This is a genomic window from Mycobacterium sp. URHB0021 (assembly GCF_054057895.1).
Genome location: NZ_JBSRZT010000002.1, coordinates 3932058 through 3958358, shown reverse-complemented (window position 1 = coordinate 3958358; position 26301 = coordinate 3932058). Strand labels below are relative to the sequence as shown.

Sequence of the window (26301 nt, the reverse complement as noted above, 5' to 3'; positions counted from 1 at the left end):
GTTAGCGACGATCTAAGTGGGCCACCACATTTGACCTCGTCAATGTGGTCCTACTCGTGGTTCTGCTCATCGTTGTGGTAGCCGGCGCATGTGGGTCGGCAATGCAGATCATCTACCGAGCCGTCACAGCCACCGACCGGCGAAATGCAGTGAAGCCGCTGCAACTGGCCACCGCTGCGGTGGTGTTCGGCCAATGAGACGACGGGTAGCCAGCAAAGACGGTCCTGGTGAACGCTGCGCTGGCCCGGTTACCGATAGCGATTCTGCCGCCGGCCGTTCTGCATCTTCGACGCCGAGGCACATCAGAAACATATACACGCATCGTGAGGATGAGGAGTTTGTCGTGAAGAGTTGGGCTAGACCGCTTATCGGCTGCGCCGCGTTGGTGCTGGGCATCGGCGGGGTCGTGGCATCACTTGCAGTCACACCGACGCGAGCGGGGGAAGGTCTGACCTTCGGGTTCGCTGCGTTCATTGCCTTCTTCGGACTGTTGTCGCTGCTGGTGCGCAATCCGACCCCCGATCACTGGGGCTTGTTTGTGTCCGGTTTCGTACTGTTCCTGCTGCCCTGGCTGGGTGCAGGCTTCGCCCCGGATCCAGGAGCCGCATGGACCGCATGGGTGGTGGGGTTTGTCGCGATGGCCCTCGGCGCTATCGGATGGCTACACAACAGGCCGCCGACCGTGTCCGGCATCGACGAGAACACCAGCAGCCAGACGAGGCCTAGTGCGGTGGCCCGTTGGATCAGTCGAGCAGCACTTGTCGTCGGCCTTGTCACCGTGGTGCTGGGAGCCACGGTCGTGCAGTCATCGCCTGCGGCGGTCGCTGTCACGATCGGGTTGGGCGCCTTCACGGCGGTGATCGCGGTGTGGTCGCTGCTCGCAGCCGACCCGACCCGGGATTACCTGACCCTGGCCGTGGTCGGGTTTACGTTGTTCCTCGCGCCGTGGCTGGCCGGTTTCGCCGGTGACCAGACCGCGTGGGCCGCCTGGATACCCGGCGTCACCGCCACAGCGCTCGGTGTGGCCGGGTATCTGCGCGGTGAATCCCTTGACTTCGCGCGCACAGTCCGCGCCGACGCCGACGCACGCTACCGCGAACGATACGGCTAGAAGACACCGGTGTGAGAACCTCGATTGGCACGGCTGCCGTGCAGGGCCCGGCGGCGTCGGCAGCGGCTGTGAGGCTGGCCGAGGATGGTAGTGAGCCGACGAGCAGCGCCAGACCGACGATCCCGTTGCAGGTGATCATCGCCGCGGCGAAAACCGTGTCGCGGGCCAACGTCGAGGTGTCGGGTCCGCCCGAAACCATCAGCATCACAATGAGTCCGACCTCGATGACCGTCACCGCAACGGCAAGGATCAGTGCACCGAACGGTTCACCGACACGATGGGCGACCACCTCGGCGTGATGCACAGCGGCGAACACACAGACCGCCAGCAGCAGGCCGACCATCACCAGCACCGCGGTCGGTGGCTGGTATCCCCACATCACCGCGAAGATGATGGCGCCCAGCACAGGCACCGCGACCGTCCAGCGCGTCAACGGCAATAGTCGTTGGACAATCACCCACAAAGCATGCCCGCCGCCGACCAGCTGAACCACCGCCGCACCGTGGGCGTTTTGTTGGCTGATGCGGCGAGATCGATGGTGGGCACATCATCGCAATCGATGTTGGATGGATCCCGTGCTGTAGATCAGCGCATGCGGTGATCAGTCAGCACAAGCCGCGACCCGCACGGCATTCGGGTGTCAAGGGCCGACAAGGCGCCGAGGGGCCATGACTACTGTCACCCACTTCGGGTACGCGGAGGTTGGCGCGCCAACGCTAGCGGGAGGTAGCGGATGAACGTCCCCGGCTGGGTGTGGGGTGTGACAATTGTTGCGATTGTCGGGTTGCTGGCGTTCGACTTTGTCTTTCACGTCCGCAAGGCCCACGTCCCGGCCCTGAAGGAGGCTGCGGTCTGGTCGGCGGCCTACATCGGCATCGCAGTGCTGTTCGGCGTCGGCGTGGTCGTGTTCGGCGGCGTCGACGCCGGGTCGCAATACTTCGCCGGCTACGTCACCGAGAAGGCATTGTCGGTCGACAACCTGTTCGTCTTCCTCATTCTCATCGCCAGCTTCCGGGTACCTCGCGAGGACCAGCAAAAGGTCTTGCTGTTCGGAATCGTCTTCTCCCTGATCGCCCGTACCGGCTTCATCTTCCTGGGCGCCGCGCTGATCAACACCTTCGCGTGGGTTTTCTACGTGTTCGGACTGGTGCTGCTACTGACCGCCGGCAACATGTTCAAACCCGAGAGCAGCGAAGAATCCCACACCGCCGACAACATCATCGTCCGACTGGCCAGGAAGGTCTTCCACACCACCGACTACTACGACGGCGACAAGCTGTTCACGATTCGGGACGGCAAGCAGGCGATGACCCCGATGCTGCTGGTGATGGTGGCCATCGGTGGCACCGACGTCCTGTTCGCTCTGGACTCGATCCCGGCGATCTTCGGCCTCACGCAAAACGTCTTCATCGTCTTCACCGCGACGGCGTTCTCGCTGCTGGGTCTGCGGCAGCTCTACTTCCTCATCGACGGCCTGCTCGACCGGCTGATCTACCTGTCCTACGGCCTGGCGGCCATCCTGGGGTTCATCGGCGTGAAGCTGATCCTGCATGCCCTACACGAAAACAACGTCGCGTTCATCAACGACGGCCAGCCCGTCAATGTCGTCGAGATCAGCACCGGCCTGTCCCTGTCAGTGATCCTCGGTGTGCTCGTCGTCACCGTGCTCGCGTCGCTGTTCAGCCGCAAGGGCAAGGCCCAGACCGCCATCGCCAACGCCGGCCGCCACGCCGCGGCCTACCTCGACTCGGAGTACACCCGAAGCGCGGCAGAACGGGAACGCATCTTCGGCCTGCTCCTGCAGGAGCGTGATCAGATTCTGTCGCTTGGCCCGAAGTACCGGCAGCTGGTCCGCGACGAACCGGCCCTCATGGAGCTGCTCGAGCGCGCAGCCGCCAAGCACGACGAAGCAGTTGATCGTGGTGAAGCTGAGCCGTTCACCCGCAAGGGATTGACCTCGTAAGTACGGTTCGGACGGCGTCGTGGTTCTACGCGACTTCAGCCCGACGTCGTGCCGCCCTCAGTGGTGCCGGGCGGGCGGGGCGCATTGAGATCAAAACGGACCCCGATCATGCGGATCACGAAGCAGACCGCTGCAGCGCCCAAAGCGGGCAGGGTGCCGTCGTAACCAAAACCGTTGGCTGCCACGGCACAGCCGGCGCCGATCAGCGCCGGGATGGCATAGAGCTCGCTACTGAGCACCGTCGGGATCCGTCGGATCATCACATCGCGGATCGTCCCACCGCCGACGGCGGTGATCGTGCCGACGATCAGCGCCTGGACCACGCCGAACCCCAAGCTCAGCGCCTTATCGGCGCCCAGCACCGCGAACACGCTCAGCCCGACGGCGTCGAGCACCGTAATCGCCATGGCCAACCGTTCCAGCCGGCGGCTAAGGATGAACGCAATCAGCCCGCCACCGGCTGCCAGCGCCAGATAGCGCCAGTCGAGAAACGTGGCCGGCGGCAGGGCATCCAACAGAACGTCGCGGATCACGCCGCCACCGAGCCCGGTGAACATGCCAAGGGTGATCACTCCGAAGATGTCGAGCCGTTCGGCCCGCACCGCGGTCAGCGCGCCGTTGAGGGCGAACACCAACGTGCCGGTGAAGTCCAGCGCCAACAGCAGCGGAGTTTCAGTAGACATGGCCCGAGGTATACCCCGCCCCTACCGGCCCCGTGTCGGTATCCGTTCGCGGTCGGAGAACACCATGACCGATTCATCGACCGCCTTACAGACAGTGCTCAGCGGGTTGTCGACGATACGACACTGGCAGGAGGACTTCTACCGCGATCTGCACGCCCATCCAGAGCTGTCACATCAGGAGTACGAGACCGCCGGCAAAGTTGCCGCCCGGCGGGGCGAGTGGAGCTATGACGTCCACGGCAGCATCGGCGGCACTGGCGTGATCGGAGTGCTACGCAACGGACCGGGCCCGACGGTGCTGCTGCGAGCTGACATGGACGCCTGACCGGTGAAAGAGGCCACCGGACTCGATTCGTCAGCACCGTGCAAACCACCGACACCAATGGCAACGAGGTACCGGTCATGCATGCCTGCGGACACGACGTACACGTCGCCGCGCTGCTCGGGGCGGCCCAACTCTTGGCTGCTGGCTGCGATCACTGGAGCGGCACCCTGATCACACTCTTTCAGCCTGCTGAGGAAACATCCGACGGCGCCCGCGCAATGGTCGATGACGGCCTTGCGAACCTCCTGCCCACAGTCGATGTTGCATTCGCCCAGCACGTCCTGCCCGCGCCGGCCGGCCATGTTGGGACAGGCCTCCGGATCGCCCCGAGAACCCGAATTTGATGTTTTCAACCGATACCCGTTGACGGACAACGACCTGCCGACAACCTCTCGCGTAAGTGGCGCATTCACAACGTTTTCGGGCGCCGTTACCAGACGCTGCCAATGTAGTCTGCAAGCGGAGACTTCAGCGACATCCCGACCGCCCTCGGCGCGCCCTACACCTACTGGGGCATCGGCGGCATTGACCCTGTCGCCTATCAGAGTGCCGCTGACCACGGACAAATCGACCAAGACATCCCGATCAATCACTCCACCGCCTTCGCCCCCGTGATCCAGCCCACCCTCGACACTGGAACCCAGGCTCTGGTCGTCGCCGCGATGGCATGGCTAGCGCCCAACTGACTTCGTCCGCCGCCCGTCACTCCGTAGGAGCCGGGCCTACGTGACACGTCAGCAGCTGCACGCACAAAGGCAGGGCACGACTCTGAGAAATTCAGGCCAATTGGTTGCCAGGTCGCCGACGTGCGTGCAGGCGGCCACGACAACGACTGGGCCGTCCACCTACTCAACGTGATGTGATTCCGCGCCCCGGAGAGCCCCGCGCGCCGCCGCAGAATGCCCTATGCCACCAACTCGGCGGCAGACAAGAGCCGCCGCCGCCGGAACCGCCCCCGCACAAGCCGGTCGTCCCGACCTCCTTTTGAACCCACCAATCGCCACACATTGCCTCCTCAAAGGTGACAGCCACTCGAGCGACACGCATCAGCGTTACCGGTCGTATTCGCCAGTGAAGCGCTATAGCGGCAAGGCGACACCACCCCGCACGACGCACCGCCGCTCCAGTCAGCCGGCCGTATCAGCAGCGGGACTGCCAGGCGGTATCACCTGGTAGCTGTAACGCCACTCGACCTCAGTGCCATGCTCACCGCCGACCGGTCGTGATCCGTGGAGATGCAAAAAGGCGACCATGTCATCCTCGCCGACTTGAGCTTGAGCCTTCCGCTCCGCCAGCGCCTTTACCTCGGCCGGGCTCATCCCCTCGGGCACCACGATGGTGTCGTGCCGCACGTTCGAGGCATCTGCCATAGCGCCAGGCTGCGGCAAGTGAAAGCTTCTGTGCCCGACGACAGGCGTCCTCATCCAACCGTGATCGACACGTGCTCGAACTGCGACGCAATCACCGCCACTCGCCATTGACCATGCCGAACGGACACCCAGGCAACCGGCAGGACCAGTTGGCGGCGGCTTTCAGTTGGCTTGCCCCGCCCATTCTCGCTGCCCTCGGGCGACATCGCCATCCTTGGACCAGCCCTGCCCGATCACCGTGCGGTCGAGTCGCTCAAACGGCCACTGGTCAAGCTCACATCTCACATCCTCGCCGATATTCGTCGACCGGCAGGACAGTCCGAACAACGGTGGATCTGATCGCGACCGCCACCGTGGACCGAGGTCGGGCCCTTGGTCAGCAGCCGACAGCGCGACCGTGTGCTCAACTACATCGACATCGGCCAGGCCAACGGTGCCAGGCTGGTGTCGGGGGCGAGAATCCGAAGGACCAACCTCGCGGCTGGTTCGTCTCCCCCACCGTTTTCGCCGACGTCGACAACACCGACCGCATCGCCCGCGAAGAGATTTTCGGCCCGGTTGTGACCGTCATCGCCTACGACTTCCAAGCCGAGGCGATCGACATCGCCAACGACAGCGAGTTCGGCCTTGGGGGTTCGGTGTGGTCGACCGACTCAGATCGTGCCACCGAGGTGGCCCGCCAAGTGGCTACCGGCACGATCGGACTCAACGGCTACCAGCTCGACATCGCGGCCCCGTTCGGTGGAGTGAAGGGCAGCGGTGTCGGCCGCGAGCTCGGTCCCGAAGGACTGGCCGCCTACCAACACTCAAATCGATCTACCACCTGCAGCCGACCGGCTGACGCCCAGCCGACACCGAAGAGGATTTCGATGCACAACACCAATCACGTGTTCGGCCACGACCAGCACGAGTTCGAGCGCCTAATGCGACAAGATGTTGAGGCCCATCACACAGCGCCTGTTGGTCAGGGCCGGCGTGGAGAAAGGCATGCGAGTAATCGACATCGGCTGCGACTTAGGCGATGTGGCGATGCTCGCGGCCGAGCATGTCGGACCCACCGGTCCGGTAATCGGCATCGATCGTAACCAAGGAGTCATCGATGCCGCGAGGCAGCGAACCGGAGAGCGTGGATTCGACAATGTTCAGTTCGCGCGCCACGATGCCGAAACGTATGACGCACCTGCGGACTTCGATGCGGCCATCTGCCGCTACGTCCTGATCCACCAGCGCCACCCGGTTCGATTCCTCCAGCGATCAAGCGCCTCGCTCGCCCAGGCGGGATCGTCGCGCTCCACGAGATGGACGCCACCCGTGACGTCACCTCCACACCGCCTGCCACTCCGACACCAGATGTCAGCGTTCGTTATGGCGACGTTGCTGTTGTTCACCGATGCCGGACTACCCGTCCCCCACCTCTTCGGGGAGACCATTGTCGAGAGCGGCGACGATTCGATGCTGTTGCCGTGGGTCACGGACTGTCTGCGACAAGTGTTGCCACGCTTACTCGCAACTGGTGAGGTGACCGAAGACGAAATCCAGATCGACACACAGTGATGATTCACCTTGTCACGCAGACTACGTCCGACCGCCACAGGCCTCGCGCTGTGACCCCGCTTCCCGCCGAAAGCGAGCTGATGGCAAATCGTCACTGTGACGAATCATGTTGCGAGAGCCAACTTGAGTCGGCAGCCTCCGTGATGGTCGTCGGCCAACGACCAATCTCCTGTACCGCGTACACGGGTCACGTTGCAATTCGGCGGCGAGCCAAAACACCGGTGATCGAAACGAATACGGGGATTTGCTCGACGACCTAGGAAACATCGACGCCGTGACGTCACCCGAAATTCACTTCGAGGAATCTTCCCCTAGGCACTGGCAGCGGCCGACACCCATCATGAAGCACAACAGGCACACAATCGGCTCTTCGTCCTCGTCTTCGACAATCGGATCATCCATAACCCTATTCAACGGCTTTGGGGCGCAGCCTGCTTCAATCGCGTTAAGACGTCATACCCGCTCTGCTCGATCTCGGCGGTTCGCGCACCGGCGTTCGCGAGTTCGTGGGGCGGGACCGTACTGATGCGATCCCGTGTCCTGGGCCTCGAGTACCTCGTACCCGATATGGGCGTTAAGGGCGGCATGTCGTGCCGCGGTGTTGGAGTCGCGCCAGATCTGCTGCATCGGCCTTGTTTCGGCGAAACGGCCGCGCCGTGCACGACGATCAGAACGGCCACATGGTAGGCGTGCAGACGCGCGTTCCGCAACTTCATGGCCGTTTGTGGCCGCCTCGTCGATCTGGACTGCACTCATTCCGAATCGCTTTGGTAGCGAAAGACGTTTGCACCAGCTGCGATCGCGAGGTCCAGTGCACGTTGCCCGAGCCCGAGCAACGGAGCGAGGTGCCATATGCCTTCCACGGCGAGCCCTGCCGCAGCACGCACAAAGACTCGCCCTGTAAATGTCGCTGTAACGAAATAGTCAATGGGGCAACGATTATCGACTTACCGACACTATCGAGTTTCTGCATCTGGCGATGGCGCTTCTGCGAGAACAAAACCGGCATCGCGTCGCAGTGTGTTCAAGCTTCCATTTGACCTTCACACCAGTGTGAATGTTCAACACTCGATGAATGACATCTTGCTGTGGCCACCACGATCACGACTGCATCGGTTCGTTTACCCATGACCATGGCACGTTGGGAGCTCACAACGCACTCCCATGATTGATACGCATTACAAAACCTGGACGGCTCGAGGGCATTTGACTGCCTCGCAACCGGTCCAGACAGCGCCGTTTCGGGACCGGGCGACAGGCGCCTGCTCACCAGTGGACTCGTCCATACATGAAAGGGGCCGCGATGAATATCGCCAGCCACAGCAGCCAACACCGCGACGCGTGATGAGTCCAACCCACGGCGGTCCGAGGTCATGGGATTACGCCGAAACTGTCCATCTCGCGGCGCAGGTCGCCGGTCCGGTGTTACTGCCTTATGAGGCCGGTTATCGCGTCGAATGTGACACATCCAACCTGTGGACTCCGGTACGGCCAGCCGTCGCCGTGGGCGCGCTCAGCGTAGTCGATGTGCAGGCGGCGGTTCGGTTCGCCGCTGAGCGGGATTTGCCGGTGGCCGTCCTCGCGACAGGGCATCAGGTGGCCCGCGCTGCCGAGGACTCGGTGCTGATCAACGTCTCCCGGATGAACGTACGATTTCTCGACCCGACCCGACGCTTCGCCCGCGTCGAGGGCGGTGCCCGTTGGCAACAGGTCCTGGACCTGACCGACAAGCACGGGCTCGCGGCGATCAGCGGCAGTTCTGGAGACGTGGGCGTCGTTGGCTACCACCTCGGCGGTGGGGCCAGCCCGATCCTGGGCCGCACCCACGGCTACGCCGCCGATCACGTGCGAGCGATCGAGATTGTCACCGCCGATGGCGACCTGCGTCGGGTCACCGCCGACTCAGAGCCGGACCTGTTCTGGGCACTGCGCGGCGGCAAGGGCAACTTCGGGGTCGTCACCGCCCTGGAGTTCAGCCTCTTCCCTGCAAGAAGCGTCTATGGCGGGGTTCTCGTGTTCGCGGGCGAAGACGCCGCGGAAGTGCTGCATACATGGCAAGAGTGGGCGGTTGACCTACCGGAGGAGATAAGTTCCTCCGTTGCTTTTGTGCGCTGGCCGCCAATGCCCACGGTGCCGGAGCCCCTGCGTGGCCGCCTCGTCATTCAAGTGCGGTTCTCCTCGCTACTGCCGCGAAAAGACGCTGCACCGGTGCTGACGCCCATCCGCATGATCGGCCCGACGATCCTGGACACGATTAGCGAGCACGGCTACCCCAACAGCGGTTCGGCATTCATGGACCCGCCTATGCCGATCGCACGGGTACAGCGCGCCATATCCCTGCAGGCCTTCCCAAGTGTGGCCGCCGACGTCGTGCTTGACATGCTCGGCTCCGAATCGAACATCCACCTTCGATTCGTCGAGTTGTGCCGGCTGGGTGGAGCTTTGCAACGTCAACCGGCGGTACCGAACGCCGTCCCCGGTCGCGATGCACGCTGGTCGCTGTTCGGCTCCGGTGGCGGACGACGCGACATGACTGCCGTTTTCGACGAGCAGCTAACCACGCTGATCGACGCACTTTCGCCCTGGGCTCAGGACGAGATAATGCCCAACCTTCTCGGTGCTGGCCAGGGCACTACCGCCAGGGAGCTGCGTGCGATCTACGGTCCCGCGCGCTACGACCGATTGGCTGCCATCAAGGCACGGTATGACCCACGCAATTTGTTCCGCATGAACCACAACATCGCACCCGAAGACACGGCGTCGCCCAAAACCAGAGGAGACAAGCGATGATCCAACGACATTCTTTCGTCACGGTGACGAGTCAAGCGATGGCATCTTGACGGCACACGGTGCCGTGGCCGCCCATCTGAGCAAATCCGTTGACCTGCAGCGTGTCAGCGCCCCGGAACCCCACAGGCCTGCCGTTACGAGAATTGCCTGTGACGAAAATGAATTTGATACCTCGGGCCCAAATGGAACCACCGATGATCAGTTACGGTGACCCCGTCACGGTCTGCCACCAGGCGGATGCATCTGGCGTGGCTTGCCTGGAGAATGCCCAAGCTTTGAGGACACTTTTTCAGCGCTGATTAGCAGCCCAACCGCCCATGCGTCGCTCAAGGCCGTTGTAGACCATACATTCCCGAAAGGGCGGGCCATTCCGGTTTTCACCGGCAGCGCCCTGCGCATCGTCGCCGGACCCCGCGGCGAGGGCGAAGCATTCTGGTTCCACTACGATCCCAGCGCCGTCCCGATGCTCGCACCACTTTTCCGGCCGGACGCCGGCCGCGGCATGTCGGGTGAGTTGGTCTGACTTTTCAGCAAGCGGCCTTTCCGGCGGTTTCTCATCATCAACATCATCGCAAAGTCGTCAGTCAAAGCAGGGTCAATGGCAACCTGTACATGTTCTGGGGTTACCGCAGTCTGCACGCCAACCTGCCGTGCCAGTCTGGCGTGTTACGGGCGACGCTGGTTCTGCACTTCGGCCGACTACATTGGTCGAGCCGAATGCTCGCGACTGTGGTTCACCTTCAGAACAATCCGGACATCGACTGAATACGTCCCCGACCGAATTCCTCAGCGGAAGAACATAATTCATCGCCGCAAGGTTGAATCACCGCGAGCAGCACGGATGCGACGACTCACCCGGCCATGAAGGGGCCGCCGGAAAGGATCCCCAACGCGGGGGCGGTGACGGCCAAGACGGGTCTGCCGGGTAGGACGGGGGCGCCGGATGAGTCGAGTTCGCCGGCCAAGACCCGGGAGCGGCGGTACCACAGTCAGCAAAAAACTGAGGAAACCGAGGCCGAGCGCCAAACCGCCGGTGGCAACGTAGCCGCGAGCAACCGACGCACCCTGCGGCCGACGGCTGCTGCCAGCAATGGCGATGCGGTCCGTAATGCCGAACAGCCGAACTGAAGCAGACCCAATAGCGAGGCCATCCTCACCAGCGCTTGTCGCACACTTCCTCAGTCGCGGCCGCATCTAAAGCGTCCATGATCAGCGTCTCGTGTTGCGGGCAGACGTGATGGACGGCGGTGATCAGCACCAGCGCCCCGTCCACCTCATCAAGCCCGGTGTTCTCGAGACTTCTCAGTCCGCCCATCACCCCACCCTCGGTGGGACTGCGGTCGATCGCTCCGCACAGCTGCGCAGCGGAGGACTCGATCGTGGGCATTGGCGTCGCCGGATTGGCCGTCGCCACAGCCGAACTGGCCAATACTGCGCTGGCGCCGATAATCGCCGCAGAGATGATGTTTTTCTTCATCACAACAATCCCTTCGTTCGCGCCGAGTTGTCGGCGATGGATTCGATCGTCTCGCCAAGCTGTAGCGGGGACGTGCGTAGCGGACCACTCGATTTCGACTGCACCCCGCAACCTCGACTACTTCCGACGACCGGCCGGGGCGGGGATTTCCTGCCCGATCAGGTCACCACAAGCAGGTTTGTCGTTGCTCTGCGCCACCACCACCCGCACTCCTACCCTGTATGGATGCGGTTGATATGGCCGTTGACTGGACGCCTCGCGGAGATGCGACTCATTGAAGCCGCACTATCCGAGGAGGGGTTGTCCGGTGCTGTGGTTTGCGGGGCGGCAGGGGTCGGCAAGAGCCGTATCGCCCGTGAGGCGCTCGACTCGGCGGCGTCGCGGGGAAGTGTGACGCACTGGGCCGTCGGCACGTCATGCGCACGGACACTCCCCCTCGGCGCCTTCACGCCCTGGGCCCCCTCGGAAGGCGCCGACACCGTTCATTTGGTCCGTGGGGTGATCCAGTCGTTGACCACGGCTCCCCCGGGGTCGACGGTGGTGGTTGGCGTTGACGACGTGCACCTGCTCGATGATCTGTCGACATTCGTCCTGCATCAGATCGTGCAGCGCTCCGCAGCGAAAGTACTGCTGACGGTGCGTGACGGTGAACCGGTTTCGGCTGGCACACAAGAACTCTGGAAGGCAGGCCTTTTCGAGAGGCTCGATCTACAGCCTTTGCCGCCCGATGACACCACCACGCTGTTGTCGAACACTCTGGGCGGATCAATGGACTCGCACGCCGCCGGCAGCCTGTGGGAGCTGGCCCGAGGCAACGTTCTCTACCTACGCCACATTGTCGAGCAGGAGGTCGCTGACGGCCGGCTCAAGAAACTGCATGGCTATTGGCATTGGATCGGCGATCCGATCATGCCGTGCGGCCTCGTGGAAATGATCGAATCCCGCATCGGAGCGTTGCCCGCGGGGGCTGGTGAGGTCATAGACACACTCGCCATCGGCGAGCCGATCGATCTGACTGCGCTCCAACGGATCGTCGATCCAGATGCCGTCGAGGAGGCCGATACACGCGGGCTGATCACCCTCGACCACGTCGACATCAACATCGAAGTCCGGATGGCGCACCCGCTGTACGGTGAGGTGCGCAGGAAGCATGCACCGCCCACCAGGCTGCGTCGGCTACGCGGACTGGTCGCTGCCGAACTGGCTGCCGCCGACAACCACGACGATATCCAGGTCGTGATCCGCCGCGCCACCCTGAGCGTCGACTCCGACCTTTCCGCAGATGTCGGTCTGCTCACCAAGGCCGCCAACGGCGCTATCTGGCTCGCAGATCTGTCACTCGCCAACAGGCTCGCCGAAGCAGCCGTAGGCGCCGGTGCCGGACCAGAAGCCCACTTCCTGCGCGCGCACGCATTGTCGTGGCTGGGCCGCGGCCAGGAAGCAGAAGCGGTGCTCGCCGACATTCCGGTCACTGACCTGACCGACGCGGAACACGCCCGACTCACCTATCTGCGGGCCAGCAACATGCTGTGGGCGCTCGCCGACCCAGCGCGGGCCAAGGACATCATCGACGCCGCATCGCACACCACGGCACGCCAGGCTCGCAGCTGGATCGACGCCCTGATCACGATGTACTGGTTTGCGATGGACCGGCCCGAAGCGGCGACCTCGGCTTCGAAGAAGCTGGCGCTGGACAGCCTGCCTCCCATCGTCGGCACCGAGACAGCCTGGGCGCTCGCCGCCATATCTGCAGACGCCGGTCGCGCCGCCGAAGCCGTGGCCATCGCCGAGACTGGAACAGCGTCGCCACCCGCTGTTTGGACGCGCCGCACATGCGATTCAATGTGGCCGACGCGCATCTCAGCGCGCTCGTGTTGGCCGGCCGCATCACCGACGCTCGCGATCTGGCCCAGCACGTGCGTCAGGAGGCAGCCGACCTTCCAGGCGCCGCTGAATCGCTCGGCGCCGCCGTTGCTGCTCGGGCCGCACTCGGCGCAGGCCATCTCGATACCTCATGCGCGCTGCTCGAAGAGGCAACAGCAGCATTGTCCGCCTCGGGCTACGCCATCGGCTGGGGTTACCGCTATCAGGTCCCCTATGCGACCGCACTCGCCATGCGCGGCTGCACTGACATGGCCACCGCCACACTTGCAGCTCTCGACGGTCTGCATCGTCCATTTCGATCACTCGACTATGAGCGGAGCATCGCCCGTGCGTGGGTGAGCGCCAGCCAGGGCGCCATTCAGGAGGCGATCAGTACTTTGCAGTCGGCCGCCGAATCAGCGGCGGCCAACGGGCGATTCGCGGCCGAAGTGTTCTGCCTACAGACTGCCACGCAGTTCGGCGACCGCTCCTGCGCACCCCGTCTGCGTGAACTCGAAACGATCGTAGACGGGCCCCGGGTCACAATCGCGGCACGCTTGGCCAGCGCTCTGCACAACGGCGATGGAACTGAATTGGCCGCCACATCAGAAGATTTCGAGGCGATGGGTGATCTGGTGGCCGCGACGGATGCGGCCGCGCACGCCGCCGTCGCCTATCGTCATCGCGATCTGCGTGGGTCTGTGCTCTCATCCGTCACCCGAGCAGAAGCGCTGGGCGCACAATGCGGCGGCGCCGATACCCCCGCTCTTCGTGCGGCCCGCGAGCCGTTGCCGCTGACCGACCGAGAACGCGAGATCGTGATGCTGGTCGGCGAGGGTCTGTCCAATCGCGACATTGCTTCGCGACTGACCTTGTCGGTTCGCACGGTCGAAGGCCACATCTACAAGGCGATGAGCAAGACCGGGACGACCACCCGCGAGGAACTGGCAGCGCTGCTCCCCCCGCGTAGACCACACACCGAACCCTAACTCTGGCCCCCAACAGCATTCGTCAGGCACCGCTGATGCTGCCGCCGCCGTCGACCACTACTGACGCGTCCCCGTTTCTAGCGTGACTGCGTGCGTCGTCACACGGTGTGGAGCATTGCCCGTCAGCAATGAAACCACTTGTGCCATAACCCATCAATACGCTGTTCGTGTGCGAGGAATCACGGCATCCACTTCTCCGTTCACACGTTCTAACCGACAGAGACCGCCGTGCAAAGGCCTGCATCTCGAAGACTTTTGTTTTCAACAGAGTTGGTCTCCGACGTATCGCAGAAGGGGCGAAGCTGATGTTGACCAAACAGACAGGCCTGTTTGTCCTCTGGGTCTGCGCTATGACGGTGGTGGTCGGTATTTATGTCATTGCCCTGAATTGGGAGCAGAGTGGCGGACAGCCCATGCACGCGTCATTCGCATTGGGCGGAGTATCAACGGGAGTCACTGTGACTGAGTCCATTCCGCCGTCGTTTGCGACGATCTCGAAAGCGGTCCCGTTGATCAAGGGACCTGCACCGCTACCGTCAGAAGAACAAGGATTGCCCGGCGACTGAGACCGCAAACTCTCACTTCCGAGAACCGAATGGAAGTTCGGTGCTCTGCGTTCAACCTCGGTGACACCTGAGGAAGGACGATGAAGGACTCTGGATGGCTCCCCGATTGCCGCGGTTCGGCATCGTACTGAACGCCCGGGGATCTGTCGGCGATGTCGTCGACGACGCCAGACGAGCAGCCGACGTGGGGTTCGACACCATCTTGATAACCGATCACCTTGGATTCATCTCTCCCCTGGTCCCGCTCGCGCCGATCGCCGCAGCGGTCCCGTCGGTGCGGGTGGGGAATTGTGTGCTCAATTCCGCCTTCTACCGACCCGCACTGTTGAGCCGGGACCTGACGGCCGTCGCATCGGTGACCGGCGGGCGTTTCGAGATCGGGCTCGGAGCCGGTTACGTTGCAGACGAATTCGCGATGGCTGGGCTGCCCTTCCCGACACCCGGACGACGGCTGCGGTTGCTCACCCAACATGTCGACACAATCAAGTCGGCCTTCGCCGAGCATCCGTCGAGGTCGCTCCAAGCACCGCCCATCATGATCGCCGGCAGCGGCGACCGGATGCTGACGATGGCCGCGCAGAAGGCCGACATCATCACCATCGGAGCATTGACCACCGAGGCCGATCTGGCGGAGCGAGTCGCTTACATCAAGCGCCAGGCCGGGGAACGGTTCGATGAGATCGAACTGGCTTTCGGCTTCTTCCAGCCTTCCCTGGATGATCCCGACGACATGCGGGTCATCGAAATGTTGGCACCGGAAGCCTCCGATGCCCAGCGACGCGCGATGGCGACTGTGCTGGACGGCTCGGTGACCACTGCCGCCGACCGCATCACCCGGATGCGCGAAAACCTGGGAATCACCTACTTCCAGTTCAGCCTCATCACCGATTCCATGAGCACGTCCTGGGACACCCTGGAGAAACTGCTGATCGCCGCCCGGCCGTAATTACCCGGACACGGGTGACCTGTGCCGGCTGATCAACTCGAGCAAAATTTTCGCGGCGACCGCTGCTCCGTCGGTACGGATCGCGCCGGCCAACTCGATCGCTCGTGCCCGGGTCTCGGGCGTCAGGGCCACGGCGAGCGCGGACGAGAGGGAATCGGTGGTCGGAGTGGGGCCGTCGTGTGCCGCGCCGATGGCCAGGTCGGCCACCCGTCCGGCCCAGTATGGCTGGTCCGCGATCTGGGGCACCACCACCTGGGGCGCGCCGGCGCGGGCGACGGTCGTCGTGGTACCCGCGCCGCCATGGTGCACAACGGCGTCCACCCTCCCGAACAAGGTTTGAAGGTTGACCTCGCCGACCGCGAAACAGTCGTCGCGCTCGTCGATCAGCGACAGGTCGGCCCATCCACGGCCGACCACAACGCGACGGCCGTGCGCGCGGATCGCCGCGATCGCGACCCGCGCGATGTCCGCGGGCGCGCGGACACTGCCCATACCCACGTACACGGGTGGTGGGCCCGCCTCCAGAAAGGCTTCCAGGTCAGCGGGCAACGGACGCTCATCAGGCAGGATCCAAGCACCGGTCTGCACGACGTCGAGGTCCGGCGAGCCCGGCCAGGGTGCCAGGATCGGGTCCGCCGCCAGCCACGGATGATCGGTGAAAACGTGATCGCGGACGTTGTCCACCGGTGGCAGTCCCAGCGACGTCCGACGTGCGTTCAGCGCGGCACCGTAAAGCGTTTGGACACGCTCGGCGTCGACGTCCCAGAGCACCCGGTTGTCGGTCACGCCCGGCGGGAACGGCCGACCCGGCCGAGACATCGGCGACTGATGCGGCGACGGCAGGACGCCCGGAATAAACGTCACGAGGACGTACGGGATGCCGAGCAACTCGGCTATCGACCGCTGGCCGGCGGGCATCAGACCGGAGGCCACCAAGCCGTCACAACCCTTGGCAGCCTCCGCCACGGTGTCGAACTGGCTGGCCACCAGCTCGGCCGCGACCCGCGGCGCGTCCGCGGTCGACGCCGGCTTAGCGCCGTGGACCAACTCACGCACCGACTTGCCCGCCGCGACCATCGGCACACCGGCACGGCTCACATGTTCCGTGAAGTCGGGCGGCGCGCACATCCGCACCTCCGCACCGAGTGCCTGCAACTGCACCGCGAGACCCAACAGCGGCTCGACGTCCCCGCGCGACCCCCACGTCGACAACAACACACGCATCTTGCTACCTCTACTTCCGCAGGTTGTGGCTTCGGCCAGGGATTCTGCGGCATGACCCGGGCCTTGCCGCAAGCCCCCGGGTGCGCTATATGTTGAAAGTGGAAGGGAGTTGTCACTTCCCTTTCCGGCCGCACAGCGTCATCGATGATTTCGCAGAGCCAAGGCGTTCTGTTCTCACAGGAGCCGATGGCCGATTGTCGCGGTTACTGGAGCTCGCCGACAGCGGCCACCTCGGGCACATCGAGCAGCCAGCCGAATTCGCCGGTGGTGTATCGGGTCTCCTGCATAGGGCGTGATGGTCCCGCACGGCACCCGCGTCAACTGGAGGGCCACCTATGACGCTTTCCTCGGAATCCGAGACTGGGCACCGACGCGCATACGGCGATCGACGCTGCGTTGCACGAACGACTAAGCGAGCTGAACCAGCACCGCGAGTTGAGCGGTTCTATCGCCCACGACACCTAGCGTCATCGGACAGCCTTGGTGGCGAGGGCCGTGCACAGGGCGTCGATTGCGCTGGACCAAGCGCTGTCCGAGGGACCGGCGTACCCGACGACCAATGCATCACGTTCGGGGAACTGCCAGCCCGGTCCGGGCTCGTCGCAGCGGAACTGTGACAGCCCGCTGATGGCCAGACCCTGCCTGGCCGCCGCCTGCACCACCGTTTCTTCAGTGCCGGCGGGCAGCTCCAGGACTGCCTGCAGTCCAGCGGCCATGCCAGTGACGCGCACTGCGGGAGCCCGCTCGGTCAGGGCTGAGACCAACTGGTCACGTCGGCGCCGGTATCGCAGCCGCATCGAACGCACGTGGCGGTCATACGCACCAGCCGCGATGAACTCCGCGAGGGTGAGCTGCTCCAGCGCGCTCGACCAGTCGACATGGCCCTTGGCCGCGGCGATTTCCGGGACCAGTTCCTCGGGCAGCACCATCCACGCGAGCCGCAAGCCCGGCGCCAACGACTTGCTGGCCGACCCGAAATAGACCACCCGCTCCGGATCGAGGCCCTGCAGTGCACCGACCGGCTGACGGTCGTACCTGAACTCTCCGTCGTAGTCGTCCTCCAAAATCAGCCCGCCGCTTCCACGCGCCCAGTCGACCGCGGCCGCACGCCGGTCCGGGCGTAATGCGACGCCGGTCGGATATTGGTGCGCCGGTGTCAGCAGCACCGCGGCGACGCCGGACAACTTTCCCAAATCCTCTGTGCGCGCGCCGGATTCGTCGACATAGAGCGCTGGCGTCTGCAACCCGACGCCCGACAGCAGTTCTCGATATGCCTCGAAACCGTACGCCTCGATGGCTACCGCCTTCGCCCGCCGCGCTTTGAGCGTGTGCGCCATCAAGGCCAGGCCGTGGTGGAAACCGGAGCAGATGACGACCCGGTCCGGCTCGGCATACACACCACGCGCTCGGGCCAGGTAATCAGTCAGGACGGTGCGCAGTTCCAGCCGCCCGCGCGGATCGCCATAGCCGAAGGCGTCATGAGGTGCCGCCGTCAGAGCTCGCCGTGCCGCGGCGAGCCACTGCGAGCGGGGAAACTCGGCAAGGTTCGGCGAACCGGGCATGAGTCCGGACGCCGGCCGGATAGGCGGCAGCGATATTCGGGCAGAGGCAGGCGTGGGGCCGCGTGGGGGCGCCCGCCGCGTCACTCGGGTCCCCGAACCCTGTTGTGCGAGTAGCCAGCCTTCGGCGATCAGCTCGGCGTAGCACTCGGCCACGGTGTTGCGCGCAATACCGAGATCAGCGGCGAGCGCGCGAGACGACGGCAGCCGGGTGCCAGGTGCCAGACGCCCCGTTCGCATCGACTCGCGCAGGGCGTCCATGAGCCCCGCACGCACCCCGGATCCGCTCAGATCCAGATGCAGGTCGGTGCCGCTCACCGAAGCCGCTGCGCGGCTGGAGGTGCCCCGGGGATCTGTCATGGAAATCGACCATATCGCTTATCTGGCAAATACATACCGAAGGCGTCGACTCAGGCGGCGGTGATCGTAGCTTTGGCGGCGTTACGGAGATTTCCGCGGCTCCTCGCGACGTCAACAAGCGGCCAGCGCTGCCTCCGACGGCCCTGATGCAGACGTGACATGACTGTCCCGAGCGGCCAGCCGGTGATCTGCGCAATCTCCGTGTATCGCCAGCCTTCGACATCGGCATAGAAGGTGACTATTCGGTGCTCCACCGGCAAAGCCTCAAGCGCATCGACAACCTCGCTGTCGCCCATTCTCAGTAACGCCTGCAACTCGACCGACAGCATCCCTGCGGAGGAATGCTGTGCGCGCCACCAACTGAGCGTTGGTGACCGCCTCACCTGGGACCTCGACAGGGCGGCGTCACCCGATGCTTCGCGTACTTCGGCGAGCCAATCCGAATGCTGGACAGGGTCTTTGAGCTCATCATGCTCTGAATCCTCCAGATTGCAGCCGACAGCGCCTGTCTCGATGAGCCGCTCAACCAGCTCACGGGGCGCAAGGCCGTGGCCACTTTCGATGTCGGCGGACACGGGTACGGAAACGGCGCGGACAATCCTTGCCACCGCGGTGAACATCTCGTCGGGCGGGGTCGAGCCGTCCTGGTAACCGAGCGACGCGGCAATGCCGATACTCGGCGTGGCAAGCGCCGGGTAACCCGAATCGGCCAGGGCCCGGGCGCTGCCGACATCCCACGGACCGGGCAGGACGAGGGGATCACCAGCGGCGCGGTTCTGGTGCAGTGCACGGAAGGCAGAGGCCGTCATTCGTAGTGTGCTCCTAGGCGGTATCGGGGATTCAACGATTTGAAACCGGCGTGTAGTGACCGGGAACCATCCGGGTGGAGACCCCGAATCGGTTCCAGGCGTTGATCATCGTGATGGCACCGATGAGGTAAGCCAGTTCGATTTCGGTAAACTCGGCTGCGGCCCTGGCGTATACCTCGTCGGATACGAAACCGTCCGTGAGAACAGTGATCGCCTCGGTCAGCTCAACCGCCGCGATCTCTTTCGCCGTGTAGAAGTGCTTCGACTCCCGCCAGCCGTCGAGCTGGATCATCCTGTCGACCGATTCGCCGGCCGCCAGCGCGTCCTTGGTGTGCATATCGATGCAGAACGCGCAGTGGTTGAGCTGTGACGAACGAATCTTGACCAGGTGGAGCACCCTCGCCTCCACACCCTGGCTTGTGACGGTGTCAAGGCGCGCCATGGCCTTGAAGACATCGGGGGCGATCTTCATCCAGTCGAGGCGCTGCGCGTGTTCCGGCAGCCGTTGCTGAGCATGCTGCACATCGGTCGTCGTCATGCCATCACGTTATGGCCGAGGTGGCCTCAGCCCAAGGGCCAATTATCGACCGATTCTCTGGGCCAATAATGACTGCGGGGATGCCGGCCCGCTACTCGTAGTTGAGACCCTCGAGCAGGAACGTAGCCTTCGAGAAGTCGATCTGTGCAGACGGATTGGCAACCGCCGTGACGATGCCCGACCCGAATGCGCCGTGACTGTCGAACAACGTTGCACTGCCTGCGGATACACCGTCGGATGCCCAATGCGAATCCGCCTGGATGCCGATCCAGTCGTCGCGCGGCAACCGCGCCAGCGCGACCGTCAGATCACCGTTGATATATCCGATGCCCTCGGTGCCGAGGTTCGTCACCAGGCTCGTCGATTCCGCGAGCATCACCGCTCGAACGAACGGCGAATTCTCTTCTCCTGCAAGAATCCGTATGCCGTCGTTGCAGAACCGCTTCCGGGAAGCGTTTTGGTGTGCCGCCGGTGATCGCGTCCAGCCCGCATCGTCGCTCTCGACAAAAGGCAGCACCTGTTCGTCTGGAGTGGGGAGTTCCAGGGTCGTGACCGGTGTGGTCCACTGGCGGCCGGGCGGCGGAGTCGACCGACGATACTGGACCAGAGTTGCACGTGCCACCGGCCGGCCGTCCTGCACCACATCGCATTCCGCGCTGCGAACCCGCCGGCCGTCGCGCACGATCCGGAGGTCGATCGTGGTGTCGCCGTTACGAGCGGCGCGAAACAGGTCCACGGTGAGTCGTGCCGGCATGAAGTCGGGCGATCCGTGATGGTGTTCCAGCGCCCGCGCCGCCAACCCGACGACGGCCGGTCCGTTCAGATGGTCATCGCCCCAGTGGCTCTGTGCAAAACGCGTCGGCATGAACCCGCCGTCGGTACGCGTGAAATGCGCCGGTTCCATTGCCATTCCGCCATCGTCGCACGAGCCGGTCCCGAATCCGGCGATCAGGTGTTCCGGCCGCCGTTCACGCCCAGTAGTTGTCCGGTGATGTAGCTCCACCGCGATCGCCCAGTATGTCGCATCCTCGGCATAGCCGAGAATGCGATCGGCGAAGCGCTGCCGTTCCTCTTCGTCCTCCTCCTGCTCGGATTCACCCTTGCTCACCGCCGCCTCCGATTCCTTCGCCTCGGGGTCAGTCTGTACGTCGCGCGGGCGCATGACTGCAGTTACCCAAACAGCGATGTCACAAATCCGGCCGCTGGATGCGTCTGATGCATATCACCGCCAACACCGCGAAAGGCAGCACGATGAACGAGATTCTGATTCTTGGCGCCGGATACACCGGCCTGGCCGCCACCATGGGTCTGGTGGGCCGGCTCAAAGGCCGCGCCGACGTCCATGTCACCCTGATCAACCCGCAGACTCGGTTCACCGAGCGGTTGCGACTGCATCAGGTCGCATCCGGCCAGAAGCTCGCCGATCTGCAGATTCCCGATCAACTCGCCGGCACCGGCGCGGACTTCATCCAGGGCTGGGTCACCGGAATCGATGCGGATGCACATACGGTGCGGGTCGACGACACGTATGCGGTCAGATACGACACCCTGATCTTCGCCTTGGGCAGCGTCGCCGACACCGAGACCGTCCCCGGCGTCGACGAGTTCGCCTACACCCTCGACAGCGCGGCCGATGCGACGCTGCTGGCCCAACAGTTGGACCGGCTGTCGGCCGGATCCATGGTGGTGGCCGGCGGCGGGCTGACCGGCGTCGAATCCGCTGCAGAGGTCGCCGAGCGGCATCCGGGATTGGACATCACATTGCTGTCCCCGGAGGTGCCCGGGTCGATGATGGGCGACCGCGCGCAGGCGCGACTGCGTGCGGGGCTGAACCGGCTCGGTGTGCATGTCCGTACGGGCGTCGAGATCGTGAAGGTGATGTCCGACGGGGTGGCTCTCGACGACGGCGAGGTGGTCCCCGCGAATGCCGTGCTCTGGACGGCCGGGGTGCGGGCGTCGCCGCTGGCTGCCGCCGCCGGCTTCGACGTCGACATCCGCGGTCGCATCGTCACCGATGAATCGCTACGTTCGGTGTCGCACCCCGACGTGTACGCAGTCGGCGATGCCGCCGCGATACGGCAGAGGTACGGGGTGATACACGGGACCTGCCAGAGCGGCATTCCGACCGCTCTGCACGCCGCGGCGTCCATCGCCCGTCAGCTGAAAGGCAAGGAACCCAAGAAGTTTCGGTTCGGATACATCCATCAGCCGGTCAGTCTCGGTCGCCGTGATGCAGTCATTCAGTTCACTCGCCCCGACGACAGCCCACGACGGTGGTATCTGGCCGGCCGGTTGGCGGCGGCGTACAAAGAGACGGTGAGCTCCAGTCCATGGACCACCTATCGCCTGCTCAAGATCGTCCCTGCGCTGGGTGCGGCGACGTGGCGACGCGGCGGCCGGTCGACGCTGGAACTGTGATGAACTCCGAGCAGCAGACCTTCGCCGACCACCGGAACCTCTTGTTCTCGATCGCGTATCGAATCCTCGGCTCCGCGGCGGACGCCGAAGACGTCGTGCAGGACGCGTGGTTCAAATGGTCGGCGGACGACCGCTCAAAGGTGTCCGACCCGAAGGCTTACCTTGCCCGGATCGTGTCGAATCTGTCGATGGAACGACTGCGCTCCACCCGCCGGCAACGCGAAACCTATATCGGCCCATGGCTTCCCGAGCCCATCCTGACCGCTGACGATACCGCCGCCGATATCGCGACCGCCGAGTCGGTGTCGATGGCAATGCTGGTGGTACTGGAGACTCTGAGCCCGCTGGAGCGTGCGGTGTTCGTGCTCAAGGAGGTCTTCGACTTCGGTCACGCCGAGATCGCCGAGGCTGTCGAACGATCCGAGGCATCGGTGCGCCAGGCGGCCCACCGGGCTCGCGAGCACCTGCGAGCCCGAAGACCCCGATTCGAGACGGATCGCGCCAAGAAACGCGCAGCCACCGAGCGGTTCTTCGCCGCCACCACGGGTGGTGACATCAATGCGCTGATGGAGTTGCTCGCGCCCGAGGTCACGCTGTGGACCGACGGTGGAGGCAAGGTCCGCCAGGCGATGCGCCCGATCATCGGCGCGGAGAACGTCGCCAGGTGGCTCGCCGGAACCGCCAAGCGTCCTTACGAAGGTGTCGAAATCAGCGATATGGCAGCCGAACTCGTGGACATCAACGGCGGACCGGGCATCGTGATGAGCGGCGCAGGCCGCGTCATCGCGACCGTCACCGTCGATCTCGACGCCGACGGTCGCATCGTCACGGTGCACAACGTGGCCAACCCGGACAAACTGGGCGCCATCGCAGACGGGGTGCGGCACACCTGAGCTAGTTTGGCCTGATGGCGACCGAATGGCAGGTACGGACCGGTAACGCGGCGGATCTCGACCTGCTGGGACCGCTGTGGGTGGCCGTGCATCACCGGCACACCGAATCCATGCCCGAGCTCGCCCCCTACGTCGACGACGAGGAGACATGGCGGGTGCGACGGGCGTTGTACGTCGACTTGCTCGCCAAACCCGAAACCATTTTGTTGCTGGCTTCCATCGGCGAGGCCACCGTGGGCTACGGCCTCGCACACGTACTACCGGCCGACGACAGCTGGATCCCGGACACCTGGGTGACCGGGCCGCGAATCGGCGAGATCGAATCGCTCAGCGTGCTGCCGGAGTACCGCGGCGGCGGCATGGGCTCGGAACTGCTGCGCCGGCTCGAGGAACATCTGCACCAACTCGGTGTGGAGGATCTGATCCTCGGCGCACTCGCCGGTAATCACGACGCGATCCGTCTCTATGAACGGCGCGGATACCAACCGACGTGGCTCTACTTGTCGCGCTTCAACGGCAGGCGCTGATGTCGGGCCCCGACCAGGCCCGAGGATCGTCTGCAACGATGGGGACGGGCGATCCGGATCAAGTCGGAGGGAACGGGTCCACATGGACGAGCTCAAGTATCTGGCACTGCACGGTGACCGCATCGCGTACCGGGACGCCGGCAGCGGCGAGACCTTGCTGCTGATCCACGGGATGGCCGGGAGTTCGGACACCTGGCGGGCGATGATCCCGCAGCTGGCGAAGAAGTATCGCGTGGTGGCACCCGATCTGCTCGGCCACGGTCGATCGGACAAGCCGCGGGGCGACTACTCGCTCGGTGCGTTCGCGGTGTGGTTGCGTGATCTGCTCGACGAACTGGGCGTCACGCGGGCGACGGTCGTCGGTCAATCGCTCGGCGGCGGTGTGGCCATGCAGTTCGTCTACCAGCATCCGGATTACTGCCAGCGGCTGGTACTCATCAGCAGCGGGGGTCTCGGTCCCGACGTCGGCTGGACGCTGCGCCTGCTGTCGGCGCCGGGGGCCGAATTCATCCTGCCGATCATCACGCCGACGCCGGTGCTGACGGTCGGCAACAAGCTGCGCTCGTGGTTCGGCTCAGCCGGGATTCAGTCGCCCCGCGGTGCCGAGATGTGGAGCGCCTATGCGTCGCTCTCGGACGCGCCGACGCGCCAGGCGTTCCTGCGGACACTGCGCTCGGTGGTGGACTACCGCGGGCAGGCGGTGAGCGCGCTGAATCGGCTGCATATCACCTCTGACCTGCCGACCATGGCCATCTGGGGCGACCGGGACCACATCATTCCCGTCGAGCACGCCCATGCTGCGCACGCCGCCCGGCCGGGAAGCCGGCTCGAGGTCCTCGCAGGGGTGGGACACTTCCCGCAAGTCGAGCGACCCACCGAGGTGGTGGACCTCATCGACGACTTCATCGCCAGCACTACCGAGACCGCCGACGAATCACTCGATAGCCCCCGTATAGCAGGGCCGCGACAAGAAGATTGACGAAGTAGGCGATGTCAGCCCCGTGCCACGCCTTGGCGATCGGCCCCTGGATCAGGGACGTGTTCATGAACGGGACGGCGGCCGCGTATGCCACCACGAACGCGACGACCGCCGCTGCCGCGTTGCGCGGGTCGGTCGGTTCTGCGGCGGGGTTGACACTGGCGCGGCCCTGGATCCGAAGCAGCCAGTCGATGACGACGACCGACACGAAGGCCGGTATCCAGTAACTCACCAGCAGCAGAACGTCCTGGAACCGGGTAGCGGTGTCGGCGGCGTGCAGCCAGAGGATCAGCGCGAAGGCCAGGACGGTGACGATGACCGCGGATACCGGTCTGCGCACCCGCACCCCCATGGTCTGCAGCGCCAGGGACCCGCTGTAGTCGTTCATCACCCCCGAGCCGATGGAAGCCAACGCGATGATCAACAGCGTCACGCCGCCCAGCAGCCCGCCCCCCATCACCGACCGCACTCCCTCGACGCTCTGCTCGGCCACCAGGTCGCCGGCCGCGATACCGATGGCCTGAACGAAGATGTACGCCAACGCGATACCGGCGAACGTGAAGCCGAACACCCGGGCTCGGGAGGAGTCTGCGGGCAGATACCGGCTGAAGTCGGCGGCATAGCTTGCCCACGACACGGCCAGGCTGAAGGCGAGTGTCACCTCGAGCACGAACGCTCCGGTGAGGTCGGCGCCGGTCACGCTGGCCTGGGTGATGATCTCATGTCCGCCAACGAGTTTCACCGCAAAGACGACAAAGGTCGTGAACAACACCACCGTCAGGACCGCCTGCAGGCGGTGGATGAGCTCGTAGCCGAAGAAGCCGACCGCACCCTGGATGCCGAGCACGATCAGCACCGCGCCCCAGAACTGGATGCCGAGCAGTGCTGCCAGCGCCTCCCCTCCGAACAGGCCGACCAGCGCGTCCCATGCGATCGACGAGAGCCACTGCAACGCCGCAGGTAGGACGACGCCACCGCCGAAGGCCATCCTCGAGTTCGGCACCTGCCCGGTCCCGGTGCGCGGACCCCACGTCGACAGGTAGCCCACCACCAGCGATCCCAGCACCGTGCCGATCACCATCGCGATGAGTCCGAGCCAGAACCCCAGCCCGAGCACGATCGCCAGCGTGCCGGTGAAAACGCCGGACATGGTGACCTGCGGGGCGAACCACACTGTGAACAGTCGGCCCGGAGTTCCGTAACGCTGGTCCTCGCCGATCGGCGCGATGCCATGCGTCTCGACCGACATATCGCCTGCTGCTGCGGGGCGGCGCCCACTGAAGGCCGATTCGGTCAGCGCGCTGAGGGGGGACGCTTGCGACATGGGACTATTCGATCACGGCGTGACAGGGTCCAC

21 protein-coding genes and 4 pseudogenes are annotated in these 26301 nt (G+C 64.5%); 15 read left to right on the top strand and 10 right to left on the bottom strand.

The genetic code is table 11. The annotated features are described in order from the left end of the window. Positions 1 to 56: 56 nt before the first annotated feature. Positions 57 to 197, top strand: coding sequence for a hypothetical protein (locus tag ACVWWN_RS21745; RefSeq protein WP_457145695.1), 141 nt, complete (start codon positions 57 to 59; stop codon positions 195 to 197). A 146-nt stretch (positions 198 to 343) separates the two neighbouring features. Then, entirely contained in the window at positions 344 to 1111 is a 768-nt protein-coding gene (locus tag ACVWWN_RS21740) for a hypothetical protein (protein WP_457145694.1), read from the top strand. 90 nt (positions 1112 to 1201) lie between these two features. On the opposite strand, the pseudogene ACVWWN_RS21735 reads toward ACVWWN_RS21740, so the two are convergent. Further along, positions 1202 to 1490 (bottom strand): annotated as a pseudogene (locus ACVWWN_RS21735) (ionic transporter y4hA); the annotation flags it as partial. A gap of 354 nt (positions 1491 to 1844) precedes the next feature. On the opposite strand from ACVWWN_RS21735, the gene ACVWWN_RS21730 reads away from it, so the two are divergent. Continuing rightward, positions 1845 to 3074 carry a TerC family protein gene (locus tag ACVWWN_RS21730; protein ID WP_457145693.1) on the top strand — a complete coding sequence of 410 codons (1230 nt, stop codon included), beginning with the start codon at positions 1845 to 1847 and terminating at the stop codon, positions 3072 to 3074. 35 nt (positions 3075 to 3109) lie between these two features. Here ACVWWN_RS21730 and ACVWWN_RS21725 read toward each other — a convergent pair whose 3' ends face one another. After that, the gene (locus tag ACVWWN_RS21725) at positions 3110 to 3757 is read right to left on the bottom strand and encodes a trimeric intracellular cation channel family protein (RefSeq protein ID WP_457145692.1); all 648 of its coding nucleotides are present in this window, start codon (positions 3755 to 3757) and stop codon (positions 3110 to 3112) included. A gap of 64 nt (positions 3758 to 3821) precedes the next feature. On the opposite strand from ACVWWN_RS21725, the pseudogene ACVWWN_RS21720 reads away from it, so the two are divergent. Then, positions 3822 to 4768: pseudogene (locus ACVWWN_RS21720) on the top strand (M20/M25/M40 family metallo-hydrolase). A gap of 441 nt (positions 4769 to 5209) precedes the next feature. Here ACVWWN_RS21720 and ACVWWN_RS21715 read toward each other — a convergent pair. Beyond that, a complete protein-coding gene (locus ACVWWN_RS21715) occupies positions 5210 to 5452 on the bottom strand; it encodes a hypothetical protein (RefSeq protein WP_457145691.1) in 243 nt (80 codons plus the stop codon). A gap of 399 nt (positions 5453 to 5851) precedes the next feature. Here ACVWWN_RS21715 and ACVWWN_RS21710 point away from each other — a divergent pair. The 4 genes and pseudogenes from ACVWWN_RS21710 (at position 5852) to ACVWWN_RS21695 (ending at position 9796) form a co-directional block, all read left to right on the top strand. After that, positions 5852 to 6537, top strand: a pseudogene (locus ACVWWN_RS21710) (aldehyde dehydrogenase family protein). Continuing rightward, a pseudogene (locus ACVWWN_RS21705) lies at positions 6440 to 6673 on the top strand (methyltransferase domain-containing protein); the annotation flags it as partial. The pseudogenes ACVWWN_RS21710 and ACVWWN_RS21705, both read left to right, overlap by 98 nt. 129 nt (positions 6674 to 6802) lie before the next feature. Next, positions 6803 to 7006, top strand: a complete 204-nt coding sequence (locus tag ACVWWN_RS21700; protein WP_457149486.1) for a hypothetical protein — start codon at positions 6803 to 6805, stop codon at positions 7004 to 7006. Between the two features lie 1344 nt (positions 7007 to 8350). Continuing rightward, positions 8351 to 9796, top strand: coding sequence for an FAD-binding oxidoreductase (locus tag ACVWWN_RS21695; protein WP_457145690.1), 1446 nt, complete (start codon positions 8351 to 8353; stop codon positions 9794 to 9796). Between the two features lie 1153 nt (positions 9797 to 10949). On the opposite strand, the gene ACVWWN_RS21690 is transcribed toward ACVWWN_RS21695, so the two are convergent. Further along, complete coding sequence (locus tag ACVWWN_RS21690; protein WP_457145689.1) at positions 10950 to 11384, bottom strand: hypothetical protein; 435 nt, start codon at positions 11382 to 11384, stop codon at positions 10950 to 10952. Between the two features lie 114 nt (positions 11385 to 11498). Between ACVWWN_RS21690 and ACVWWN_RS21685 the strand changes: the two genes are divergently transcribed. The 3 genes from ACVWWN_RS21685 to ACVWWN_RS21675 all read left to right on the top strand — a co-directional run bounded on the left by ACVWWN_RS21685 (position 11499) and on the right by ACVWWN_RS21675 (position 15637). After that, complete coding sequence (locus ACVWWN_RS21685) at positions 11499 to 13496, top strand: hypothetical protein (RefSeq protein WP_457145688.1); 1998 nt, start codon at positions 11499 to 11501, stop codon at positions 13494 to 13496. Next, complete coding sequence (locus ACVWWN_RS21680; RefSeq protein ID WP_457145687.1) at positions 13493 to 14125, top strand: response regulator transcription factor; 633 nt, start codon at positions 13493 to 13495, stop codon at positions 14123 to 14125. The genes ACVWWN_RS21685 and ACVWWN_RS21680 overlap by 4 nt, the downstream gene beginning before the upstream one ends. A 660-nt stretch (positions 14126 to 14785) precedes the next feature. After that, positions 14786 to 15637 carry a TIGR03621 family F420-dependent LLM class oxidoreductase gene (locus ACVWWN_RS21675; RefSeq protein WP_457145686.1) on the top strand — a complete coding sequence of 284 codons (852 nt, stop codon included), beginning with the start codon at positions 14786 to 14788 and terminating at the stop codon, positions 15635 to 15637. Here the strand turns inward: ACVWWN_RS21675 and ACVWWN_RS21670 are convergent, their stop codons facing one another. The 5 genes from ACVWWN_RS21670 to ACVWWN_RS21650 all read right to left on the bottom strand — a co-directional run bounded on the left by ACVWWN_RS21670 (position 15638) and on the right by ACVWWN_RS21650 (position 21037). Further along, positions 15638 to 16861: a glycosyltransferase gene (locus ACVWWN_RS21670; protein ID WP_457145685.1), complete on the bottom strand. Its 1224-nt coding sequence runs from the start codon at positions 16859 to 16861 to the stop codon at positions 15638 to 15640. It abuts the gene before it with no gap. A 467-nt stretch (positions 16862 to 17328) separates the two neighbouring features. Then, on the bottom strand, positions 17329 to 18780 hold the full coding sequence (pdxR, locus tag ACVWWN_RS21665; protein ID WP_457145684.1) for a MocR-like pyridoxine biosynthesis transcription factor PdxR: 1452 nt from the start codon (positions 18778 to 18780) through the stop codon (positions 17329 to 17331). A gap of 50 nt (positions 18781 to 18830) precedes the next feature. Next, positions 18831 to 19589: an isocitrate lyase/phosphoenolpyruvate mutase family protein gene (locus ACVWWN_RS21660; RefSeq protein ID WP_457145683.1), complete on the bottom strand. Its 759-nt coding sequence runs from the start codon at positions 19587 to 19589 to the stop codon at positions 18831 to 18833. Between the two features lie 31 nt (positions 19590 to 19620). Further along, complete coding sequence (locus ACVWWN_RS21655; RefSeq protein ID WP_457145682.1) at positions 19621 to 20127, bottom strand: carboxymuconolactone decarboxylase family protein; 507 nt, start codon at positions 20125 to 20127, stop codon at positions 19621 to 19623. Positions 20128 to 20218: 91 nt separating this feature from the next. Next, on the bottom strand, positions 20219 to 21037 hold the full coding sequence (locus ACVWWN_RS21650; RefSeq protein WP_457149222.1) for a thioesterase family protein: 819 nt from the start codon (positions 21035 to 21037) through the stop codon (positions 20219 to 20221). A 305-nt stretch (positions 21038 to 21342) separates the two neighbouring features. Here ACVWWN_RS21650 and ACVWWN_RS21645 point away from each other — a divergent pair, with 305 nt between their 5' ends. The 4 genes from ACVWWN_RS21645 (at position 21343) to ACVWWN_RS21630 (ending at position 24944) form a co-directional block, all read left to right on the top strand. Then, positions 21343 to 22545 carry an NAD(P)/FAD-dependent oxidoreductase gene (locus ACVWWN_RS21645; protein WP_457145681.1) on the top strand — a complete coding sequence of 401 codons (1203 nt, stop codon included), beginning with the start codon at positions 21343 to 21345 and terminating at the stop codon, positions 22543 to 22545. Further along, positions 22545 to 23438, top strand: coding sequence for an RNA polymerase sigma-70 factor (locus ACVWWN_RS21640; protein WP_457149221.1), 894 nt, complete (start codon positions 22545 to 22547; stop codon positions 23436 to 23438). The genes ACVWWN_RS21645 and ACVWWN_RS21640 overlap by 1 nt, the downstream gene beginning before the upstream one ends. 14 nt (positions 23439 to 23452) lie before the next feature. After that, on the top strand, positions 23453 to 23965 hold the full coding sequence (locus ACVWWN_RS21635) for a GNAT family N-acetyltransferase (protein ID WP_457145680.1): 513 nt from the start codon (positions 23453 to 23455) through the stop codon (positions 23963 to 23965). Between the two features lie 82 nt (positions 23966 to 24047). Then, entirely contained in the window at positions 24048 to 24944 is an 897-nt protein-coding gene (locus ACVWWN_RS21630; protein WP_457145679.1) for an alpha/beta fold hydrolase, read from the top strand. On the opposite strand, the gene ACVWWN_RS21625 is transcribed toward ACVWWN_RS21630, so the two are convergent. After that, positions 24880 to 26268 carry a purine-cytosine permease family protein gene (locus ACVWWN_RS21625; protein WP_457145678.1) on the bottom strand — a complete coding sequence of 463 codons (1389 nt, stop codon included), beginning with the start codon at positions 26266 to 26268 and terminating at the stop codon, positions 24880 to 24882. The genes ACVWWN_RS21630 and ACVWWN_RS21625 overlap by 65 nt on opposite strands. Positions 26269 to 26301 lie beyond the last annotated feature (33 nt).

Coding starts and splice junctions, on each gene's coding strand:
- ACVWWN_RS21650 (WP_457149222.1), bottom strand. CDS start 21,037: ATGGCAATGGAACCGGCGCATTTCACGCGTACCGACGGCGGGTTCATG.
- ACVWWN_RS21660 (WP_457145683.1), bottom strand. CDS start 19,589: ATGACGGCCTCTGCCTTCCGTGCACTGCACCAGAACCGCGCCGCTGGT.
- ACVWWN_RS21695 (WP_457145690.1), top strand. CDS start 8,351: ATGAGTCCAACCCACGGCGGTCCGAGGTCATGGGATTACGCCGAAACT.
- ACVWWN_RS21675 (WP_457145686.1), top strand. CDS start 14,786: ATGGCTCCCCGATTGCCGCGGTTCGGCATCGTACTGAACGCCCGGGGA.
- ACVWWN_RS21700 (WP_457149486.1), top strand. CDS start 6,803: ATGTCAGCGTTCGTTATGGCGACGTTGCTGTTGTTCACCGATGCCGGA.
- ACVWWN_RS21730 (WP_457145693.1), top strand. CDS start 1,845: ATGAACGTCCCCGGCTGGGTGTGGGGTGTGACAATTGTTGCGATTGTC.
- ACVWWN_RS21715 (WP_457145691.1), bottom strand. CDS start 5,452: ATGGCAGATGCCTCGAACGTGCGGCACGACACCATCGTGGTGCCCGAG.
- ACVWWN_RS21630 (WP_457145679.1), top strand. CDS start 24,048: ATGGACGAGCTCAAGTATCTGGCACTGCACGGTGACCGCATCGCGTAC.
- ACVWWN_RS21685 (WP_457145688.1), top strand. CDS start 11,499: ATGCGGTTGATATGGCCGTTGACTGGACGCCTCGCGGAGATGCGACTC.
- ACVWWN_RS21655 (WP_457145682.1), bottom strand. CDS start 20,127: ATGACGACGACCGATGTGCAGCATGCTCAGCAACGGCTGCCGGAACAC.
- ACVWWN_RS21635 (WP_457145680.1), top strand. CDS start 23,453: ATGGCGACCGAATGGCAGGTACGGACCGGTAACGCGGCGGATCTCGAC.
- ACVWWN_RS21645 (WP_457145681.1), top strand. CDS start 21,343: ATGCATATCACCGCCAACACCGCGAAAGGCAGCACGATGAACGAGATT.
- ACVWWN_RS21625 (WP_457145678.1), bottom strand. CDS start 26,268: ATGTCGCAAGCGTCCCCCCTCAGCGCGCTGACCGAATCGGCCTTCAGT.
- ACVWWN_RS21640 (WP_457149221.1), top strand. CDS start 22,545: ATGAACTCCGAGCAGCAGACCTTCGCCGACCACCGGAACCTCTTGTTC.
- pdxR (WP_457145684.1), bottom strand. CDS start 18,780: ATGACAGATCCCCGGGGCACCTCCAGCCGCGCAGCGGCTTCGGTGAGC.
- ACVWWN_RS21670 (WP_457145685.1), bottom strand. CDS start 16,861: ATGCGTGTGTTGTTGTCGACGTGGGGGTCGCGCGGGGACGTCGAGCCG.
- ACVWWN_RS21725 (WP_457145692.1), bottom strand. CDS start 3,757: ATGTCTACTGAAACTCCGCTGCTGTTGGCGCTGGACTTCACCGGCACG.